General features: G+C 58.9%; 18 protein-coding genes and 1 tRNA gene. 8 read left to right on the forward strand and 11 right to left on the reverse strand.

Translation table 11 applies throughout. The annotated features are described in order from the left end of the window. Nucleotides 1-282, forward strand: a 282-nt coding sequence (locus tag AC5S3R_RS03905) for a transposase (protein ID WP_494265411.1), incomplete at its 5' end; no start/stop codon positions are given. A gap of 101 nt (nucleotides 283-383) precedes the next feature. Here AC5S3R_RS03905 and AC5S3R_RS03910 read toward each other — a convergent pair. Further along, nucleotides 384-2183 (reverse strand): ABC-F family ATP-binding cassette domain-containing protein, encoded by a 1800-nt coding sequence (locus tag AC5S3R_RS03910; protein ID WP_494265412.1) that lies wholly within the window; start codon nucleotides 2181-2183, stop codon nucleotides 384-386. A gap of 87 nt (nucleotides 2184-2270) precedes the next feature. Here AC5S3R_RS03910 and AC5S3R_RS03915 point away from each other — a divergent pair, with 87 nt between their 5' ends. Both AC5S3R_RS03915 and AC5S3R_RS03920 read left to right on the forward strand, forming a co-directional pair. After that, nucleotides 2271-2783 (forward strand): hypothetical protein, encoded by a 513-nt coding sequence (locus tag AC5S3R_RS03915; protein ID WP_494265414.1) that lies wholly within the window; start codon nucleotides 2271-2273, stop codon nucleotides 2781-2783. A gap of 89 nt (nucleotides 2784-2872) precedes the next feature. Then, nucleotides 2873-4186, forward strand: a complete 1314-nt coding sequence (locus tag AC5S3R_RS03920) for a radical SAM protein (RefSeq protein ID WP_494265416.1) — start codon at nucleotides 2873-2875, stop codon at nucleotides 4184-4186. A 209-nt stretch (nucleotides 4187-4395) separates the two neighbouring features. Here AC5S3R_RS03920 and AC5S3R_RS03925 read toward each other — a convergent pair. The 8 genes from AC5S3R_RS03925 to AC5S3R_RS03960 all read right to left on the reverse strand — a co-directional run bounded on the left by AC5S3R_RS03925 (nucleotide 4396) and on the right by AC5S3R_RS03960 (nucleotide 12475). Further along, a tRNA-Ala gene (locus tag AC5S3R_RS03925) sits at nucleotides 4396-4471 on the reverse strand. Nucleotides 4472-4522: 51 nt separating this feature from the next. Then, nucleotides 4523-6910, reverse strand: coding sequence for a hypothetical protein (locus AC5S3R_RS03930; RefSeq protein WP_494265417.1), 2388 nt, complete (start codon nucleotides 6908-6910; stop codon nucleotides 4523-4525). Further along, the gene (locus AC5S3R_RS03935; RefSeq protein WP_494265418.1) at nucleotides 6907-7680 is read right to left on the reverse strand and encodes a DUF3142 domain-containing protein; all 774 of its coding nucleotides are present in this window, start codon (nucleotides 7678-7680) and stop codon (nucleotides 6907-6909) included. Before AC5S3R_RS03935 ends, AC5S3R_RS03930 begins: the two co-directional genes overlap by 4 nt. Nucleotides 7681-7756: 76 nt before the next feature. Further along, on the reverse strand, nucleotides 7757-8218 hold the full coding sequence (locus AC5S3R_RS03940) for a hypothetical protein (protein ID WP_494265419.1): 462 nt from the start codon (nucleotides 8216-8218) through the stop codon (nucleotides 7757-7759). A 79-nt stretch (nucleotides 8219-8297) separates the two neighbouring features. Next, nucleotides 8298-9548, reverse strand: coding sequence for a transcription termination factor Rho (gene rho, locus AC5S3R_RS03945; protein ID WP_494265421.1), 1251 nt, complete (start codon nucleotides 9546-9548; stop codon nucleotides 8298-8300). A gap of 242 nt (nucleotides 9549-9790) precedes the next feature. After that, nucleotides 9791-10009 carry a DNA-directed RNA polymerase subunit omega gene (locus AC5S3R_RS03950; protein ID WP_494265422.1) on the reverse strand — a complete coding sequence of 73 codons (219 nt, stop codon included), beginning with the start codon at nucleotides 10007-10009 and terminating at the stop codon, nucleotides 9791-9793. Nucleotides 10010-10534: 525 nt separating this feature from the next. Next, a complete protein-coding gene (locus tag AC5S3R_RS03955) occupies nucleotides 10535-10741 on the reverse strand; it encodes a hypothetical protein (RefSeq protein ID WP_494265424.1) in 207 nt (68 codons plus the stop codon). 174 nt (nucleotides 10742-10915) lie between these two features. Then, on the reverse strand, nucleotides 10916-12475 hold the full coding sequence (locus AC5S3R_RS03960; protein WP_494265426.1) for a YifB family Mg chelatase-like AAA ATPase: 1560 nt from the start codon (nucleotides 12473-12475) through the stop codon (nucleotides 10916-10918). A 105-nt stretch (nucleotides 12476-12580) separates the two neighbouring features. Between AC5S3R_RS03960 and AC5S3R_RS03965 the strand changes: the two genes are divergently transcribed. Both AC5S3R_RS03965 and AC5S3R_RS03970 read left to right on the forward strand, forming a co-directional pair. After that, nucleotides 12581-13993, forward strand: a complete 1413-nt coding sequence (locus AC5S3R_RS03965; RefSeq protein ID WP_494265428.1) for an L-serine ammonia-lyase — start codon at nucleotides 12581-12583, stop codon at nucleotides 13991-13993. Between the two features lie 433 nt (nucleotides 13994-14426). Further along, nucleotides 14427-15161 carry a 16S rRNA (uracil(1498)-N(3))-methyltransferase gene (locus tag AC5S3R_RS03970; RefSeq protein WP_494265429.1) on the forward strand — a complete coding sequence of 245 codons (735 nt, stop codon included), beginning with the start codon at nucleotides 14427-14429 and terminating at the stop codon, nucleotides 15159-15161. Nucleotides 15162-15167: 6 nt separating this feature from the next. On the opposite strand, the gene AC5S3R_RS03975 is transcribed toward AC5S3R_RS03970, so the two are convergent. Together AC5S3R_RS03975 and AC5S3R_RS03980 are read right to left on the reverse strand one after the other, a co-directional pair. Continuing rightward, nucleotides 15168-15896, reverse strand: coding sequence for an MIP/aquaporin family protein (locus tag AC5S3R_RS03975; RefSeq protein WP_494265432.1), 729 nt, complete (start codon nucleotides 15894-15896; stop codon nucleotides 15168-15170). 136 nt (nucleotides 15897-16032) lie between these two features. Beyond that, nucleotides 16033-17088, reverse strand: coding sequence for a purine nucleoside permease (locus AC5S3R_RS03980; protein ID WP_494265433.1), 1056 nt, complete (start codon nucleotides 17086-17088; stop codon nucleotides 16033-16035). Nucleotides 17089-17168: 80 nt separating this feature from the next. On the opposite strand from AC5S3R_RS03980, the gene AC5S3R_RS03985 reads away from it, so the two are divergent. Genes AC5S3R_RS03985 through AC5S3R_RS03995 form a run of 3 tightly spaced genes read left to right on the forward strand, consistent with a single transcriptional unit; the run spans nucleotide 17169 to nucleotide 18739 of the window. After that, nucleotides 17169-18236 (forward strand): isoaspartyl peptidase/L-asparaginase family protein, encoded by a 1068-nt coding sequence (locus AC5S3R_RS03985; protein ID WP_494265435.1) that lies wholly within the window; start codon nucleotides 17169-17171, stop codon nucleotides 18234-18236. 25 nt (nucleotides 18237-18261) lie between these two features. Beyond that, on the forward strand, nucleotides 18262-18504 hold the full coding sequence (locus AC5S3R_RS03990) for a DUF4160 domain-containing protein (RefSeq protein ID WP_494265437.1): 243 nt from the start codon (nucleotides 18262-18264) through the stop codon (nucleotides 18502-18504). After that, nucleotides 18488-18739: a DUF2442 domain-containing protein gene (locus tag AC5S3R_RS03995; RefSeq protein ID WP_494265438.1), complete on the forward strand. Its 252-nt coding sequence runs from the start codon at nucleotides 18488-18490 to the stop codon at nucleotides 18737-18739. Before AC5S3R_RS03990 ends, AC5S3R_RS03995 begins: the two co-directional genes overlap by 17 nt. The last annotated feature ends 3 nt before the right edge of the window (nucleotides 18740-18742 follow it).

Consider the following 18742-nt stretch of genomic DNA (forward strand, 5'->3'; position numbering starts at 1 on the left):
GTGATTGCCGACAAGGGCTACGACTCGGACAAGATCGTCGCGCATGTGAAAGTGGCGATGAAAGCCCAGGCGGTGATTCCGCCGCGCTCCAACCGCAAGCTGCAGCGCGAGTACGACAGAACCTTGTATAAGCTGCGCAACCGCATCGAACGCTGTTTCAGCAGATTAAAACAGTTCCGCAGATTCGCCACTCGCTACGAGAAATCGAAAACGTGCTTCCAAGCCCTCGTCGCACTCGCCTGCTCTGCCATCATCCTTAACCTAATTGTCGATACGGCCTAGGGAATAAAACATCCCTCAGAGGCTAAAGGCCGGACGTATTTTTGCCTATTATTGGCACGACTTTCGTCGTGCCCTTTCAAAACTGGATGGAAGGCGGGCTATTAGCCCGCCTTTTCTGTTAGCTCGGCCCAGCGTGCGTAGAGAGTATCAATAGCTTCTTGCGCGGCTTCCAGTTCTGCAAGGGCTTTCTGCAGTTCCACGGAATTGGTGGCTACGGCTGGGTCTTCTACTCGCGCATGAGCGGCAACCAGCACGGCGTCGGCTTCTTCTACGCGCTGCTCGATGGTGGCGAACTCTCTTGCTTCGAGATACGAGAGTTTTTTCTTTGGCTCTTGCCTGGGGGCAGGCGCGGCTTCGGCTTGTGGCGCGGGCTTTTCCCTGGGCGCTTCCGCTTCGGCCTGCCAGTCTTCCCACTGCTCGTAGCTTGCGAACTGCGCTGCGTTGCCTTTGGCATCGAGGCCCAGCACGGTTGTGGAGATGCGGTCGAGAAGATAGCGGTCGTGCGTTACGAGTACGAGTGCGCCGGGGAACTCCAGCAGGCTTTCTTCGAGAATGTCGAGCGTGGGGATGTCGAGGTCGTTGGTCGGCTCGTCGAGCAGAAGCAGGTCGGCGGGCTCAAGCATCAAGCGTGCGATGAGTACGCGGGCACGCTCGCCGCCGCTGAGGCGTTCGACGGGCTGATTGAGCTGTTCGCTGGCAAAGAGGAAGCGCGTGGCCCAGCTTGCTACGTGAATCTGGCGGCCTTGATAGACGACTGCATCACCATCGGGTGAGAGTGCCTGGCGCAGTGTTAGCTTCGGGTCGATTTCGCGGAGCTGGCTGAAGTAGACGATGCGTAGAAAGTCGGCACGTTGAATGGTGCCGGATGTCGGCTCGATTTCGCTGCGTAGTAAGCGCAGCAGCGTTGTTTTGCCGCTGCCGTTGGCTCCTACGAGTCCTACGCGCGTGCCTGCTGTGAAGACGAAGTTGAGATTTTCAAAGAGTGTGCGGTCGCCGATTTTGTAGGAGAGATTTTCAAGCGTGATGAGGCGCTTGGTCTTGCGGTCGCTTGCCTGGAAGTCGATGCCCGCGTTGTTGACGATGGAGCGCGTGTCCATGTCGGCCAGCTTGCGAATCATCTCATTGGCAGAGTCGATGCGGGCTTTGCTCTTGGTGGTGCGGGCCTTGGGGCCGCGGCGCAGCCACTCGATTTCCGTGCGGACGCGATTGCGGAGGCTTTCCTGCTCGCGGGATTGCGATTCGAGATACGACTGGCGCTCTTCGAGGAAGCGGCTGAATTTTCCGCGCACGCGCAACAGGCCTTCGGCGTAGATGCGGTTCAGCTCTACGATTTCGTTGGCTACGTTTTCGAGGAAGTAGCGGTCGTGGCTGACGATGACGGTTGCGAAGTCGGCTTGCTCCAGCAACTCTTCGAGCCAGCGGATTCCGGCGAGGTCGAGATGGTTGGTAGGTTCGTCGAGCAGGAGCACGTCAGGGTGTACGACGAGCGCTTCCGCGATGGCGAGACGTTTGCGCCAGCCACCGGAGAGGGATGCGGCTTCGTCTGTCAGTTCGGCAAAGCCGGTGCGGCCTGCCAGCTCGCGCAGGCGGCCTTCGCGGTCGTCTTCGGCAATGTGGGCGGAGGTCAGCGCGTTTTCAAGAACGTTGCGCACGCTGAGGCCGGCGGGGTAGAGCGAGTCCTGCGCCACGTAGGAGACGCGGGCGCGCTTGCGCACGGCTACTTCGCCGGAGTCGGGGTCCTGGATGCCGGCGAGCACGGAGAGCAGGGTGGATTTACCCGCGCCGTTGGGGCCGATGAGGCCGATGCGGTCGCCTTCGCTGACGGTGAGCGAGATGTTGCGGAAGAGCGGCGCGGCGCCGAAGGCCTTCGAGACAGATTGTGCGTTGAGAATTGGGGGCATTCCTCTTCTATTTTAGTTTGTTTGAGGAGCGGGTGGTATTCTCCGGCCAGCGCAAAACAGGGAAGCGGAGGATGCGAGAATCGGGCTATGAATCCACTTGAGGGTTGGGAGAATTTTTATACGATTGTCGGCTCGTCTGCGGGAGCCTTGATTGGCCTGCAGTTTGTGGTGATGACGCTGGTGGCGCAGAAGACCAACATGGCGGTGCAGCAGGACACGAGCGAGGCGTTTTCTACGCCGACGATTGTCCACTTCAGCATGGTGCTGTTGTTGTCCGCGGTGACGTGCGCACCGTGGCGCAGTGCTGCGGGAGTGGAAGATGCGTGGCTTGTGGCGGGAGCGGTGGGGATTGGCTACTCGCTGTTGACGGTATGGCGCGCCGCGAGGCAGAACACATACAAGATGGTGGCGACGGACTGGGTGTATTACATGCTGCTGCCGCTGGTGGCCTATTGCGCGCTGGCCGGCTCGGCGGTTGCTTCGCGCGGGTGGTTTCGGGAGTCGCAGTTTGGAGTGGCCGCGGTGGCGTTGCTGCTGCTGTTTATCGGCATTCGCAATGCTTGGGATGGGGTTACGTATCACGTTTTTGCGCCGAAATGACGCTGGGATGAATCGTGGCGGCGCTGCGGGAATCTCTATGAGAGTGGCCGCTTTGGCCGGACGCTGCGCGAATGAGAGAAAATAGAGATATGGCAGTTGAAACAGCATCCGTTGGCCCCATTTTGGGCGAATACATCGAGCGTCATCCCAGTCTTCCCGTTGAGGCAATTCTTAAGGCCGATCTTTTGCGGCGCGGGGTGACGTTTGCGCCGGAGGCGCTGGTTCCGGCGAACCCGGCGGCGGCGCATCAGCCAAAGTCGTACTTCATCTTTTCGTTCAACATGGTGAAGCAGAATGAGCTGGATGCGACGACGCAGTGGAAGGCTCCGGAAGAGATTGCGCTGACGGGTGGGCAGTTTAACCTGCGGCGCACGATTGTATCGGTGCGGCTGAATCCGGCTTCGCCGTACAAGGTGGTTGTGCATGAGGGCGAGCGCTGGCTGACGGTGGGTGAAGAGCTGTTGGCGAAGGTGACGCTGCCTTCCATGCCGGAGCACTATGGGCACGTGCTGGAAGATGGAAAGCGCGTTGCGGAGATTGCGCCGACGATTGAGTGGGGATACCTGATTTATCTCACCGTCTTTCGCATTTGCCAGTACTTTGGCGAGAAGGAAGAGTGCCAGTTCTGCGATATCAACCACAACTACCGCGAGCAGATTGCGGCGGGGCGTCCGTATACGGGCGTGAAGAAGGTGGAGGATATTCTTGCGGCGCTTGAGGTGATTGCGGCGAATAACAGCTCGGCTACGGCTTACACGGTGACGGGTGGGAGCATTACTTCGCAGCTTGGTGGGCAGACCGAGGTGGAGTTTTACAGCCAGTATGTCGAGGCGATTGAGAAGAAGTTTCCAAACCGCTGGATTGGCAAGGTTGTTACGCAGGCGTGGCCGAAGGAAGATGTGCAGCGGCTGAAGGATGCGGGCACGAAGATTTATCACCCGAACTACGAGGTTTGGGACAAGGACTTGTTTGCGGCGTATTCACCGGGGAAGAACCGCTACATTGGGCGCGAGGAGTGGATTAAGCGCGTGGTGGATGCAGCGAGCATCTTCGGTACGTCATGCGTGATTCCGAATTTTGTTGCGGGTATTGAGATGGCGAAGCCTTACGGGTATACCGATGTGGAGAAGGCGGTTGCTTCCACGCAGGAGGGGCTGCAGTTCTTCATGTCACATGGGGTGGTGCCGAGGTTTACGACCTGGTGTCCGGAGCCGACAACGCCGCTGGGCAAGGCGAATCCGGACGGTGCGCCGCTGGAGTATCACCTGCGGCTGCTGGAGGTTTATCGCGATACGCTGGCGGAGTTCAAGCTGCCGCCGCCGCCGGGATATGGCGAGCCGGGACCGGGCAAGGCGGTATTTTCGGTGAGCCCGTTTATGGATGTGTTGCCGGAGAATTCGTAAGAGATATTTACGGGATTTGGACGAAAGGCGAGGCTTAATTGCTTCGCCTTTTTGCATGGCAAAAGGAATCAGGCGCGAAGCAAAAACACGTCTCGCATTTTATTGTTTGGATTTTTCAGGGAGTAGGGAAGAATTAGCAGCCGACCATCGGGAGGCCCACAGATGCTGCGTGGCGGCCAAAGGCCGCAGTTGCCTGAACGGCCAGTTCTTGGTGGAGCTGAGCGGGATCGAACCGCTGGCCTCCTCGTTGCGAACGAGGCGCTCTCCCAGCTGAGCTACAGCCCCACGAGACTTCTCTGATTTTAACAGCGATGCGGCTCGATGGCAAAGCGCCGATCAGTAATAGGTGCGTGTCTTTTTCGCCCACGGGGAGTTGGGGTAGTTTTTGTGCAGAAGCTGGAAGGCTGCTTTGCTGGTGGGGTTGTATGGGGGGCGCTGGTCCCAGGGGATTTTGGGGTCGTAGGTCTTACAACTGAAGTGCGTGGCGCGCACGGCCAGGTGGAGCGCTTCGGGGACAAGCGGATCGGTCGGGTGGGCCTTGGCGTAGGCAAGAACGCGCTGGGTGAGAAGTTCCTGCGAGTCAGGAAGGGCTTTGAGACGGGCGTATTCGGTGGCGGCCTGTTGCTGCTCCTCGGGTGTGAAAAGCGCGGGCTGCGGCAGTGCAGGTTGGGGTGGGGGTGTGGCTCCGTTTTCGGGTTTGAGGTCCATGTTGAGCGAGCACCAGCCGTTGTCGCGGAACTGGTCGAATTGATTGAAGCTGGCAACGCGGGCAATGCCGGGGTCGAGCGTGGGCTGCATGCCGTCGTTGCGCAGGATAGCGACGACGGCGGGGAATCCGGAGGCGGTTTGCGCGGTGACGCCAGCTTCTTTGGGGAGCAGGTGCGCAAGGGCTGCGGCGGATTTTGTGTCGTCGAGAACAACGGCTCGGGTCCACGCGATGATGGCTACATTCTGGCGGAGATTGACGGGGAGAGCGGGGGATTTCGCTGCTTCAATGAGGCGCAGGAGCGGGGTTTGTTCGTTGAGGATGCTGGTTGCATCGGTGTCGAAGGTGAGGGGGCTATCAAGCTCGGGGCAGGGCGCTGGGGTAAAATCATCCGGCTTTTTGTCAGCGCGTTTCTGACAGAGGGCGTGGAGGTCCCAAGAGGGTTGCGAGCCGGTTTCGAGTGCGGTGCGCGGAGAGTAGGTGAGGAATTCGGCGTAATTGCGCGCGGCGGAGAGGCGTTCGGCTAAGAGGGCGTTTCTCCAGGAGTCGGGCTTGCTGGATTGCGTGGCGGCTAGCGCGGGATCAAGCAGGGCGCGGGCTTCGTCGAGGCGATTGGATTCGAGCAGCAGGCGGACGCGGTGGTAGAAGACGGTCTGGTAAGCGGGTGAGTTGGCCGGGACGGCTTCAGCGGCTGTGAGAAGCGCGGGGATGTCCGCGGCGTTGGTTTTCGCGTTGGCCTTGGCGATTGCGACAACGAGCCAGGAGAGTGCGTGGCTCTGCTGCCAGTTGGAGATGAGTGTGGAAGTGGGTATGAGTCCTCGCCAGGCGGCGATCCAGTTAAGCAGTGGTGGTCGGTTGGCGGGTGCAATTTGCAGATAGTTGGTGCTGGTTTTGTCCGGCGCATTCAGGGTGCCCTTTGACAGAATCCAGTTCAGGTCAGCGAGATTCTGTGCAAAGTGTGGGTCGTGTGCGGGGCCGATGAGTGCGGCAGAGATTTCCGCGATGCGTTTAGCGGGCTCAGTGCGGATGCGGACGAAGTTGAGTTCGCTTGTGATGGCCTCACGCGAAGGCGTAGGATGCGGCTCTGCCAGTAGAGATTCCAGCATTTGCTGTGCTTGCTTCATCGTGGCCAGATCGAAGCTGGCGAGGTCGCCGCTATAAGGTTCGGTTGGCTTGCCCATATTGAAGGCTTTGCGGACGGTGGCGCGGGCCGCTAGATAAAGGCCCCAGTCGTGCCAGGGTGAGTCCTTGTCATTGGCGATGGCGGTGAATTGCTGGATTGCCGCGTCGTATTGATTGTCATAAAAGACTGCGGATGCGGCCTGATAGGCGCGGTCAGCACGGAGCAGTGCGGGGGCGTGTGCGGGGGCGGAGGCAGGCATAATGCCGGAGCGTCCGTTGCAGTGAGAAAAGACGGCATCCTGCGCATGAATCCAGTCGAGCAGTATGGGGCTGGATTTGCCCCAGGTTACGGCGCGCTTGCTAAGGGTGAGGGTTGCGTTAGTGTATGCGGCGCCAGGGCAGTTGTAGTAGTCGCCAAAGACGACGACATTGCCCTGCGCATCAAGATACCTGTCGGAACTGCCATTGGCGGCCTTGCTTGCTGCAGCAGCATCCGGGATAAACTCTGCGCGGGCGTTGTGCCAGAGCTTGGAGGGTTCTTCGTCCGGATTTCCTGCTTCAGCGGCCTCTTGTTCTTTTGCCTTCCACTGTTCCGGTGTCATCTGTTCTTGCGTGAGGCCGAAGGGAACGATGGCGGTCTGCTCTTTGATGTTGAGTGAGCTGCCGATGAGATAGCGATAAGCCGCTGCATAGTGGTTGGAGTCGAAGCCTGACTGAAGAATGCCGAGTTGGCCCCTGGCGAATGCGGATATGTCGTCAGGGTGGCTGTTGTTCACAAATACGTCGGGAGAAAAGTCTGGGCCGCAGGCTTCTACGCTGCCGTTGGGCGAGAGCAGGGGGGCGAGGGCGAATGCTGCGATTGCGAGGATGCGGCGGCGGGTGAGGGGCGCTTTCACGGGAGTCTCCGTTCGAGAGAGGCGGGCGAGTCTTTGCGCCAGCCGTTGTCGGGGAAGAGGTAGAGGCGTTTTCCTGCTAGATTTTCAGGCCATGGCTCGGTTGTCGAAAGGCCGGCGGAGCCCATGCAGAGTGGTTCGCGGATGGTGTAGGTCTCTGGGTCGCCGGGGTGGCGGCCCGGCTCCATGCGGAAGAACATGGGGACGGCTTCATCGGGCCTGGCATTGGGCGGAAGGGCGCGGAGCCAGTCGTCGCCGCTGCACCATGAGGCCAGCGCGGTGATGGAGAGCGGAAGATTAGCGGGGAACTGGCGGCGGAGGTCGGTGAGAAGGTCGCGGTAAAAGGCGCGCTGCGATTGTGTCGCGTCGAAGTCGATTTGCAATGCGGAGATGCCGGGTGTGCTGGCTACTGCAAGGAGTTGGCGGACAGCTTCGGCGCGGTTTGAGTCGCTTAGCTCGGCGTATTGCGGGGCTTCGATGCGGACTACTGCGATTTGTTTTGCGGCCTGCGGAAAGGCGAGCGGGTTGCGGCGCGGCTGTGCACTGACAGTTGCGCTGATGGTGAGCGTGCGGTCGAGGTAAGCAACGGCAAATTTGTACGGATCAATGCTGCGAAGGTCTTCGCGGCGTTCCCATGCCCAGAGGGTGACGTGCGGCAATGCGGAAAGGCGGGAGCGGTAATGCGGCAACGCGTCTGAGCGGACGCCGAAGGCACAGAGCAGGGCGGCGAGGGCGAATGCGATGTCGTGAGAGATGGATGTGCGTCGCGGCACGGCAATGGTGTTGCAGTACAACAATGAGGCAAGTGCCGCAGGAAATCAAGAGGGGCGGGAAAAGCCTGCGCTGAGATTAGCGCGCGTAGGTGTAGGTTCCGCAGAGAGCCGTTGAGTTGGAGATGGCGTCGAAGGTGAACGTCGGCGGTTCCGTCCCGGAGAAGAAGGCTACGCGCAGGGTTTTGCCATAGGCGTAGGTAGCCATCCATTGCGTGGCTTCGCTACCGCAGAGGGTGTTTTTGTGGAGGAAGCGCTGTTCGGCGGCGACGTTGAGATGGTAGAGCGCGCCGGGGCCTGCGGTGTTCACATCGGCATCGAAAACGGCGGCCACTTCTTCCGGCTTGAGGGCGCGGAGGGTGACGATGGTGAAGCCGAGGAAGTTGATGGAGAGCCGGTTTTCCGAGATGGCGATAGGGCCCGTGATGCTGGAAGCGGTGCGGCTGGCCGGCTGCCATGCGCCGTTGTCCTGTTGCGCGGAGGCTTGCAGGGCGCAGGTGACGAGCAGGATTGCGAGGGCGGCTTGGAACAGGCGTTTCATCTTGACTCTCCGTGTGGGGGCTTGCATAAAAGGCCGGGGAGTTGCCCCGGCCTTCGTTGTTCCGGTGCTGCGATTTTACTTACAGCTGATTCATGTTCTGGAGGAATTCCGCGTTGTTGCGGACCTTCTCCAGGCGGCTGATGAGGAGTTCCATTGCCTCAACCGGCGAGAGTGGGTTGAGCACCTTGCGGAGAACCCAGATGCGCTGCAGGTCTTCCTTGGGGATAAGCAACTCTTCTTTACGGGTGCCGCTGCGCTGAATGTCGATGGCCGGGAAGACGCGCTTATCGACGAGCTTGCGGTCGAGGATGATTTCCATGTTGCCGGTGCCCTTAAACTCTTCAAAGATGACTTCGTCCATGCGGGAGCCGGTATCGACGAGGGCTGTGGCGATGATCGTCAGCGAGCCGCCTTCTTCAATGTTGCGAGCCGCGCCGAAGAAGCGCTTGGGGCGCTGGAGTGCGTTGGAATCGACACCGCCGGAGAGGACTTTGCCCGATGGGGGAACGATGGTATTGTAGGCGCGGGCGAGACGCGTGATGGAGTCGAGCAGGATGACGACGTCGCGCTTGTGCTCGACGAGGCGCTTGGCCTTCTCGATGACCATTTCCGCAACCTGCACGTGGCGGGCGGCGGGCTCGTCAAAGGTAGAGCTGATGACTTCACCCTTCACGCTGCGCTGCATGTCCGTGACTTCTTCCGGGCGCTCGTCGATGAGGAGAACGATGAGCACGACTTCCGGATGGTTCGACGTGATGGAGTTGGCGATGGACTGCAACAGCATCGTCTTGCCGGTACGCGGCGGAGCAACGATGAGTCCGCGCTGGCCCTTGCCTACGGGCGTGAGCAGGTCCATGACGCGGCCGCTGGTGGCTTCGCGTACGGTCTCCATCTTGATGCGCTCCTGCGGGTAGAGCGGCGTCAGGTTGTCGAAGAGGATCTTGTTGCGGGTTTCTTCGGGCGACTCGAAGTTGATGGCTTCAATCTTGACGAGTGCGAAATACTTTTCGCCTTCGTGGGGCGGGCGTACGTTGCCGCTGATGGAGTCGCCGGTCTTGAGGTCAAACTTGCGAATCTGCGACGGGGAGACGTAAATGTCGTCCGGGCCGGGAAGGTAGTTGTAATCCGGCGAGCGGAGGAAGCCGTAGCCGTCGGGAAGGATTTCGAGGACACCGTCGGCAAAAATGTGGCCTTCTTTTTCGCTTTGGGCCTGGAGGATCTTGAAGATCAAATCCTGCTTGCGAAGGCCGCTGGCGCCAGGAATTTCAAGGGTGCGCGCAATGCGGCTCAGTTCGGTGATGTTCTTTTCTTTGAGTTCAGCGATGGTCATGTTCACCTGCGAATAGGGAGGGATGGATTGGAAGGGGATTGTGTGGGATTGTGCTCCGGAATGGTCAAGGCCGGGGAAAATCAGGCGGGACTTCTTACGAGAGCAGTATAGCGGCGGTGCTTAGGATTTCTCCAGAAAAGTATGGTTGGGAATTATGGTTCGTTTGGCGGCGGTTCCCAAAACAGGAAGGGAGAACCGCCACCACCGAAACTAGCTCATTCACAACAGAGTACATGCTGCTATTAGGCAGCGCGGCGCTCCTGCACGGGCGTTGCTGCCGGGGCAGCAAGCGTGGACGCGGCAGGGTTGGTGCCGTGAAAGCGGACCAGAACCTCATTCGTGGTGTCCTGCAGGCGAGTATTCGGCTTGTGCAGCTTGCGGGTCGCCTTGCTCGCTAGCTGACAGAGCTGATAGCGGTTGGACACATGAGTGAGTGCCCCAAAAATCAAATCGGAACGCATTGCAATTCTCCTTCACATCTATGTCTGCCCGGCCGGAACTGCTTTGGCGCCGGCGAATGCAGTCGGCTGCCTTTCTTGCTGGCTGCCTTTGTTTCATTCCAAGGGGTTAGACGCACGCACCATGCGTGGAGTTCATAAATTTTTGTGTGGTCCTGCGCAATGCGGGACCGGCTGCGCCTTTTATCCACAGACCTGCAGTGCACCTGGCGCTGCCCGGCTTGAACTGGGGGAAAGGCGGTACACACCCCTGTGTCAGCCCCGGAGCCAAAGCTCTTCATCTTTTATGATGCGGGAATTGAACAAAAGGACGCAGGGAACGTAAAGTCCGGTCGGCCCTATTGGGTGGCACTCTTGACTTTATACTCATAAAGAATCACGGTCAACAGTTATTTTCCCGCTTTACAGGGCCTTGTGACAGTGGATACAAATCCTTATTAACTGCTTATGATTCTTTGAGATAGGTCTTTCATTGCGAAAGGGCTATACAGGCTGCAAAACTAAGGGGCATCAAGACTGGCAGCAGCGTTACTCCCAAGGGCGGCCATCGGGGTCGCTGAACATGGACTCCGTATCCCGGCTGGCGAAGGGACGTACTGCAACGCGGGCGGCGCGGCTGGCCTTGGAAGAGATAAGCAGGTTGTCCAGACGGAAAAACGCGACAATCAGCAAAAAGATTAGAGGCACGCCAAATACAAAGAAATCAAGGCCGTGCAGGGTTTCTGCGCCATTCATGGTCGAACTCCGAGTGCAAATCAGTAATGGGCCCAGTTCCCTTTTGGGGAGTGCTGGGACTTATTTTGTACGTTTCTTCCCGATTTGCAACAAGAGAACGAAAGTCCGACAGGCAGCAGGTGAACCAAAGTAACGTGGCAGAAGTGTAACGGGACAGCTCGTTTAGAACTCGTCTCACGACCAGTAGCTTCGGTCCAGCGTTCGGTACTGGATGGCCTCGGCCAGGTGGGGAACGGCAAGGGATTCTGCGCCTTCGAGGTCGGCGACGGTGCGGGCGACCTTCAGGATGCGATCGTGAGCGCGGGCGGTCAGGCCCTGTTGCTGCATGGCGCGTTCCAGAAGCCGCTCGGCGTCGGGCGACAGCTCGCAATAAGCGCGAATCTGCCGGGTGGTCATCTGCGCGTTCGAGTAGATTTTTTCGCCGTGCTGGCGGAAGCGGTTGCGCTGGCGTTCGCGTGCGGCAAGGACGCGGTCGCGGATTTCCGTGGAGCCCTCGGCGGCTGCTCCGCCGCGCAGCTCTTTATATTGAACGGCCGGGACCTCGATGTGGATGTCGATGCGGTCGAGCAGTGGGCCGGAGACCTTGGAGACATAACGCTGAATCATCGGCGGTGTGCACATGCACTCGCGGGACTTGTCATTGAAGAAGCCGCAGGGGCACGGGTTCATGGCGGCGGCGAGCATGAAGCGGGCAGGGAAGTTGAGGCTCATGCTGGCGCGGGCGATGGTGACGGTGTGGTCTTCGAGCGGCTGGCGCATTACTTCCAGAACGTTGCGTGGAAACTCCGGCAGTTCGTCGAGGAAGAGAAGGCCGTTGTGCGCCAGCGAGACTTCACCGGGGCGCGGAACCATGCCGCCGCCGATGAGACCTGCATCGGAGATGGTGTGGTGCGGCGAGCGGAAAGGCCGCTGTGTGACGAGTCCGGCTGCGGCGTCGAGAACTCCGGCAACGGAGTGAATCTTGGTTGTCTCCAGCGCTTCGTCGAAGGTGAGCGGTGCAAGAATCGATGGCAGGCGTTTTGCCAGCATGGTTTTGCCGGAGCCGGGCGGGCCGATCATCAAGATGTTGTGCGAGCCGGCGGCGGCAACTTCGAGAGCGCGCTTGGCGGTCTGTTGGCCGCGCACATCTTTGAAGTCCACGGCGAAGTGCTGCAGTTCGGTGAGCAGCGTTTCAGTGGACCCACGAACAGGCTCGCGTTGGAGAACTCCTGCGACAGATGTGTTGAGAAGTTGAATCACATCTGTGAGCGAAGTGACGGGATAGACGTTGACGCCTTCAACGACTGCGGCCTCCGCTGCATTGGCTGCAGGAAGAATCAGGTTCGGAATGGCCTTCTCGCGAGCGAGAATCGCCATGGGCAGAACACCAGGCACGGGGCGCACGCTGCCGTCGAGCCCCAACTCGCCAACGAGAAGAAAGCTGCTGAGGTTATCGATGCGCAATGCGCCATAGGCTCCGAGAAGTCCGATGGCGATAGGGAGGTCGAAGCCGGAGCCTTCCTTCTTCAGGTCCGCGGGCGCAAGGTTGATGGTGATATGCGTGGGCGGAATCAGGAAGCCGGAGTTCTTGATAGCTGCGCGCACGCGGTCGCGGCTTTCGCGAACAGAGGCATCGGGCAGGCCTACAGTGTGGAAGATTTCTTTTTCAAGAACAGTGCCGCTGTAATCGACTTCGACGTCGATGAGGTTGGCATCAATTCCATAGACAGCTGCGCTGAAGGATTTGAAGAGCATGAGGTTGGGGTTTGTTGGAGGAAGTGTAGCAGAAAACGGTTAGGGGCGAGTGACGAAGGACGAGAGACGAAAGCAGGAAGCGTGGCGCGCAGCTAGAATTTGATTGTGGCTACGAGTCTTTTCGACCTTTACAAAATTGGTGTTGGCCCATCGAGCTCCCATACGATGGGGCCGATGCGGGCAGCGTGTGCGTTTGCGCGTGGGCTCAATGACCGTGGATTATTGAACGATGTGCGGCGTGTGCGCGTGGAGCTGTATGGTTCGCTGGCGCTGACGGGGATTGGTCACGCGACAGACCGAGCGGTGTTGCTGGGGCTGGCGGGGAATGAGCCTGCGACGGTTCAGCCGGATGCGATTGAAGCAACGATTGCGAAGATTCGTTCCGAAAAAAGAATTGTGCTGAATGGAATGCAGGAGGTCGCCTTCGAGGAGGCGCGGGACCTGGTCCTGCATCGCGATGAGATGTTTCCTCCCGGAGCGAAGATGCAGCATCCGAATGGAATGCGCGCTGTGGCTTTCGACGATGCGGGTACATTGTTGGATGCGCGTACGTACTTTTCCATCGGCGGCGGCTTCATTGTGGAAGATGGCGATGTAGGCGCGCTGGGTACGGACATGCTGGCGTGCGCGGTGGTTCCGTTTGCCTTTCATAGTGCAGCGGAGTTGTTGCAGATGGCCGAGGTGAGCGGGCAGAGCATTGCCGAGCTGATGCTGGAGAACGAATTCGCGTTGCTGAGCAACAGCAGCACGCGTGAAGTGGATGCGTTGCGCATTCGCAAGGGTATTGAGACCATCTGGCAGACGATGAAGGCTTGCATGGATCGCGGCATGGCGACGGAAGGTGTGTTGCCGGGTGGGCTAAATGTGCGGCGCAGAGCGAAGCGGCTCGCGGAGCGCTTGCGCGAGCAGGGAAGTAAAGATCCGCTGGCACCGCTTGATTGGGTAACGGTCTTTGCCATGGCGGTGAATGAAGAGAATGCAGCAGGCGGTCGCGTGGTGACTGCTCCGACAAACGGGGCGGCGGGAGTGGTGCCTGCGGTGGCTCGCTATTACGAAAAATTTATAGAGGGTGCGAACGACGAAGGCATTCAGCGCTACTTTCTTACTTCTGCTGCGATTGGAATTTTGTACAAGGAGAACGCTTCCATCAGCGGTGCGGAGGTTGGATGCCAGGGCGAGGTTGGCGTTGCCTGCTCCATGGCTGCAGGCGGACTTGCCGCAGCGCTGGGCGGAACGAATGCGCAGATTGAGCATGCTGCCGAGATTGCGATGGAGCACAACCTTGGCATGACGTGCGACCCCATCGGCGGCCTTGTGCAGATTCCGTGCATTGAGCGCAACGCGATGGGCGCAGTGAAAGCAGTGCATGCCACGCGGCTTGCGATGAATGAGACGGAAGGCCATAAGGTATCGCTCGACCAGGTGATTCAGACGATGTATCAGACAGGTCTTGATATGCAGTCTCGCTACAAGGAGACGAGTCTCGCAGGGCTTGCGTTGAATGTAATTGAGTGCTGATTGTGAGTGTGTTGTGCGTGGCGAATGCGAGACATAATTCATCGGCATGAGTGTGTGAAGAGTTGAATGGAAAACATCGCAGAGTTCCATTCAGAAAAATTGTTGCCACTTTTTCCACTCGTCATGCGTTTTTTTCTTGACACTTGTTTTCTATAAATCTATACATTCCTCAACTGCAATATGAATTGCAGTCATCGATGAACATCATCGATTAGGGAGAATAGGCAAACATGGCAACGAAGAAGGCAGCCAAAAAGGCACCAGCCAAGAAGGCCGTGAAGAAGGCAACGAAGAAAAAGTAATTCACGGTCAGCAACAAAAACAGGCAACGTGAAGGGGATGCTCTCGGGCATCCCCTTCGACGTTTCTGCAGCTACAGCAAGGACTCGATAGAATCTGTTGGACGGTTGATGGAACGAAAGGAACGATACGCATGACGCGCCGCCGCTGGATTGCCGAGCATTGGGATGAAGCAACTGCAACATTGACAGGAGCGCAGGCTGAGCATCTGTCGCGTGTGTTGCGCGCAACGCCGGGCATGGAAGCGGATGTTGTTGCGGGTGGGCATGTCTTTCATGCGGAGGTGGTAGCGGTTGCAGCGAATGAGGTGCGTTTCAACCTGCTTGCTGAGTTGGAAGCCGACCCTGCATTGCCGATTACGCTCGTGATCTCCGTCTTCAAGTTTGACCACATGGAGTGGGGTATCGAAAAAGCGACGGAGCTTGGCGTGGAGACGATTGTGCCGGTGATTGCGCGGAGAACGGAGAAGCATCTTGCGCAGGCTGCGGCAAAGCGTGTGGAGCGCTGGCGCAGAATTGCGCATGAGGCAGCGAAGCAGTCGCGGCGTTCGGATGTGCCATTGATTCTTGATCCCATGTCGCTGGCGGAGCGCGTGAAGGCTGCTGCGGAAGGCGTTACGCGCATTGTGCTTGCAGAGCAGGAGCGTGGCGTTACGTTGCGCGAGGTAGTAACAGAGGCAGTGAACGCTGCGGGCAATGAGATGCCGCGCCTTGAGCTTGCTTTTGGTCCGGAAGGTGGATGGGCTCCGGATGAGGAAGCGCTGCTGGATGCGAATGGATGGAAGGCTGCTTCGCTTGGTCCGCGAATTCTTCGCGCAGAGACAGCGGCGATTGCGGCGTTGAGCGTGGTGGCTTCGTTTTTGGAGTAGTGGTGCTTAAAGATTCGCAGCGCGAAGGAAGAAGCCAGCGAGCACTCCGCCGATAAGTGGGCCTATGGCAGGGATAGGCGCGTAGCTCCAGTTGCTGCCGCCCTTGCCGGGGATGGGCGCGAGGAAGTGAACGAGGCGTGGGCCCAGGTCACGTGCGGGATTGATGGCGTATCCGGTGGTGCCTCCGAGCGAGAGGCCGATGCCCCACACCAGGCTTGCAACGAGCCACGGGCCAACGCCGCCTGCCGGGCCTGTGGGTGAAACTCCGCGAGAGCCGATGGCAGTGGCAACGATGATGAGCGCGGCGGTGCCGAGAATTTCGCTGAGCAGGTTGAAGACGAGAGAGGGAATAGCGGGCGAGGTGCAGAAGATACCGAGCTTGCCTGCGGGATTATCTGTCTGGCTCCAGTGTTTGGCGTAGTGCAGCGTAACAAGCGCGGCTCCGCACATGGCGCCGAGCATTTGCGCGGACCAGATGGAGAGTAGTTGCGAGAAGTCGCCGGTTTTAACGGCGACGGCAAGTGTGATGGCTGGGTTGAGATGTGCTGCTGAGCTGCCGAAAGCCTGCGAGACAAGGACTCCGCAGAGAACGGCTAGTCCCCATCCTGTGGCAATGACCATCCATCCTGAGTCGGCGACGTAAGACTTGCGAAGCGTTACGCCGGCGTTGACGCCATTGCCGAAGAGAAGGATGGTCAGGGTGCCCATAAACTCGCCGAACCAGACTGAGTGCATTTGTCAGCTTTCCTCTCGCGCTTTGCCGCGTATATGAACGGCGAAATACGGAACGCAAGCATTGTTCCGCATTGAGGCCACACTAGCCAAGGCCCTTCGCTGGCGGCGGACTGCGCTTTGCACCTTTGTGCAATTGCTAGTGTGCTTGCGACGGCGGCGTGGCCGCGTACTTGCTCCAGTTGTTCAGCAACTCATTTACAACCGTGTGGCCAACGGTATAGGCGGCTTCAAGAGAAGGCAGATACGCGCTGTACGTGCCGATGCGTTGCTGCGCAAGGCTTTCCGGCGCGGTAAGGTTACGTGGCTGGCGGTCAAAGTTGCTGACCGTGCGCAGAACCAGGATGCGTGACCAGTCGATGCGGCCTGCGCTGGAAAGAAACTTGAGCGATTGCAGCGTGCCGGTATCTTCCATCGCGGTGGTTGCAAATGTGCCTTGTCCATTGGTGAAGTAGCGTGTCCACTCCGTCGCCCACTGGTCAAAGAATTTTCCGTGCCAGTACGTTGAAGACGAGATGGTGTCGCCGAGCGTGACGAAGGGCGGGCGCTGTGCGGAGGCACCGTCAAAGTTAGCGCGGATTTGCTTGAGCTTGTCCGTGTCGGCCAGCGGTGTGTCCCTGGTGAGCGCATAGGCCCACAGCGTCAGCGGCTCGTTAAGCTGATATACCTGCCCAGGGAGGGGGGTAGCGGGTTGCTCGAAGGGCTTGGTCTTACGCAGAGGGAGAAATCCAGTAGACCAGCTGGCGGGGATTTCGCGGGAGTCAATTTCGTAAGCTAGGTCGCCGTCAATGACGTAGCGAGCCCATGCCGCGGAGCCTAGCGATATCTTGTCGGGGCTGCCGCCTGCAATACCAGCGACAATCCAGTAGGCATGCGAGAGGTCGAAGCGCGGGTCGAGTCCAAGAGCCATGATAGTGGACGCGGCAGAGGCTGTGCCCTGTCCGGTGAGAACTGCAAGCTCGCCGCGGTCATTCATGCGAACGGAATGGTACGCGGCTGGCAGCGGATAAACGTGGTCGAGATGGTCGCGTTCCACCCAGTACTGAAGTTCGCCGGGCTGGTCGCCTGTGTCTGCGCCAATTTCAAACATGGCGATGACGACGACTTTGACGGGGATGGGCGTTGGCTGCGCGAAGGAGGCGCAACAACAGGCGAGAAGAGAGCAGGTAAGGAGAGCGCGAAAAAAGTGCTTCATGGGTGCGATGGTAAATGGAAGAGTGCGAAGCGGAAAGATTCTTATACGATGAGAAAAACAGTTGAAAGGGGATGCTCGCGATGAAGGGATTTTTAGCGGCAATGGCGATGACCGCAGTATGTACTGCCGCAGGTGCGCAGCAAGCGGCTACGCACAAATGGAGCATTGTGGTGCACGGCGGCGCGGGAGACATTGAGCGCGCGGCATTGGGAGAAGAAGGAGACAAAGCGTATCGCGCGGGCTTGACGGAGGCGACGGAGGCTGGCGCGAAGGTTCTCGATGCAGGCGGTTCGGCTCTCGATGCTGTCGAGGCAACGCTGAAGGTTCTGGAAGATGACCCCTTGTTTAATTCTGGTCATGGGGCGGTGTTTTCGGCTGAGGGCAAGAACGAGATGGATGCGTCCATCATGGAAGGCGCAACGTTGAAGGCCGGCGCGGTTGCCGGCGTGACGAAGACAAAGCATCCCATCAGCCTGGCGCGTGCGGTGATGGAGAAGTCGCCGTATGTGATGATGGCGGGGACGGGCGCGGATGCGTTTGGCGCGAAGGTGGGACTGCAACAGGAGCCGCCGAGCTACTTCTTCACGGAGTCGCGCTGGCAGTCGTTGGTGAAGCAGTTGAAGGAGCAGGGCAAGCCGATTCCGCCGCGGCCTGAGGGCGTGCCGGAGAAGCCGGGCAAGACTGTTCCTGTTGCCATGTTTTATGACGAAGGCGCGGACAAGCGTAGCCACGGAACAACGGGCGTGGTGGCGCTCGACCGCAGCGGCAATATCGCTGCCGGAACTTCAACGGGCGGCATGCAGGGCAAGATGCCGGGGCGCGTTGGCGACTCACCGATTATCGGCGCGGGCACGTATGCGTCGAATGATTCCTGCGCGGTTTCAAGCACCGGCTCCGGCGAATACTTCATCCGCCTCGGCGTGGCACGCGAGGTTTGCAATCTTGTGAAGTTCAAGGGGATGAAGCTGCAGGATGCCGCCGATGAAGTGATTCATCATGAGCTGGAAGCGCTGCATGGAGACGGTGGAGTGATTGCCGTTACTCCGGATGGGCAGACGGCCTTCAGCTTTAATACGCCGGGGATGTTTCGTGCGCGCCTGGCGGAAGGTGGAAAGATTACGGTGCAGATTTATAACGACGAGAAGTGAAGCAGGATAAACTAGGCACAATCCTATGCCAACAGTCTTTCGGGAACGTGGGTTCCGTTTTTTCTTTTACTCCAATGAAGGAGATCCACGGGAACCAGTGCACATTCACGTGGAGAAAGATGGAGTGGAAGCGAAATTCTGGTTATATCCGCAAGTTCAGGTGGCCTACAATGATGGTTACGATGCTCGTACACTTCGCGAGCTTCAGTGGATTGTCACAGCAAATCGTGAACTGATTGAAAGGGCATGGAATGAGCACTTCGGTTAGTCCAAAGAGCGTACGTTTCGACGAAGACAGCATGTGGGTTGAATTGAGCGATGGCCGCACGCTTGGCGTACCTATCGCGTGGTTTCCCCGCCTGGTGAATGGTACGCCGGAACAGCGCGAGCAGGTGCGGCTCAGCAGTCGCGGACTCCACTGGGATGCACTGAACGAGGATATTTCTATTGCGGGATTGCTCGCGGGGCTCGGCGATCAGGGCAATAAGCCATTCGCAGCGTAGACT

Source organism: Occallatibacter sp. FHG110214_02, from assembly GCF_059115385.1.

Coding starts and splice junctions, on each gene's coding strand:
- AC5S3R_RS03975 (WP_494265432.1), bottom strand. CDS start 15,896: ATGCACTCAGTCTGGTTCGGCGAGTTTATGGGCACCCTGACCATCCTT.
- AC5S3R_RS03980 (WP_494265433.1), bottom strand. CDS start 17,088: ATGAAGCACTTTTTTCGCGCTCTCCTTACCTGCTCTCTTCTCGCCTGT.
- AC5S3R_RS03970 (WP_494265429.1), top strand. CDS start 14,427: ATGACGCGCCGCCGCTGGATTGCCGAGCATTGGGATGAAGCAACTGCA.
- rho (WP_494265421.1), bottom strand. CDS start 9,548: ATGACCATCGCTGAACTCAAAGAAAAGAACATCACCGAACTGAGCCGC.
- AC5S3R_RS03960 (WP_494265426.1), bottom strand. CDS start 12,475: ATGCTCTTCAAATCCTTCAGCGCAGCTGTCTATGGAATTGATGCCAAC.
- AC5S3R_RS03990 (WP_494265437.1), top strand. CDS start 18,262: ATGCCAACAGTCTTTCGGGAACGTGGGTTCCGTTTTTTCTTTTACTCC.
- AC5S3R_RS03985 (WP_494265435.1), top strand. CDS start 17,169: ATGAAGGGATTTTTAGCGGCAATGGCGATGACCGCAGTATGTACTGCC.
- AC5S3R_RS03940 (WP_494265419.1), bottom strand. CDS start 8,218: ATGAAACGCCTGTTCCAAGCCGCCCTCGCAATCCTGCTCGTCACCTGC.
- AC5S3R_RS03950 (WP_494265422.1), bottom strand. CDS start 10,009: ATGCGTTCCGATTTGATTTTTGGGGCACTCACTCATGTGTCCAACCGC.
- AC5S3R_RS03995 (WP_494265438.1), top strand. CDS start 18,488: ATGAGCACTTCGGTTAGTCCAAAGAGCGTACGTTTCGACGAAGACAGC.
- AC5S3R_RS03955 (WP_494265424.1), bottom strand. CDS start 10,741: ATGAATGGCGCAGAAACCCTGCACGGCCTTGATTTCTTTGTATTTGGC.
- AC5S3R_RS03910 (WP_494265412.1), bottom strand. CDS start 2,183: ATGCCCCCAATTCTCAACGCACAATCTGTCTCGAAGGCCTTCGGCGCC.
- AC5S3R_RS03920 (WP_494265416.1), top strand. CDS start 2,873: ATGGCAGTTGAAACAGCATCCGTTGGCCCCATTTTGGGCGAATACATC.
- AC5S3R_RS03915 (WP_494265414.1), top strand. CDS start 2,271: ATGAATCCACTTGAGGGTTGGGAGAATTTTTATACGATTGTCGGCTCG.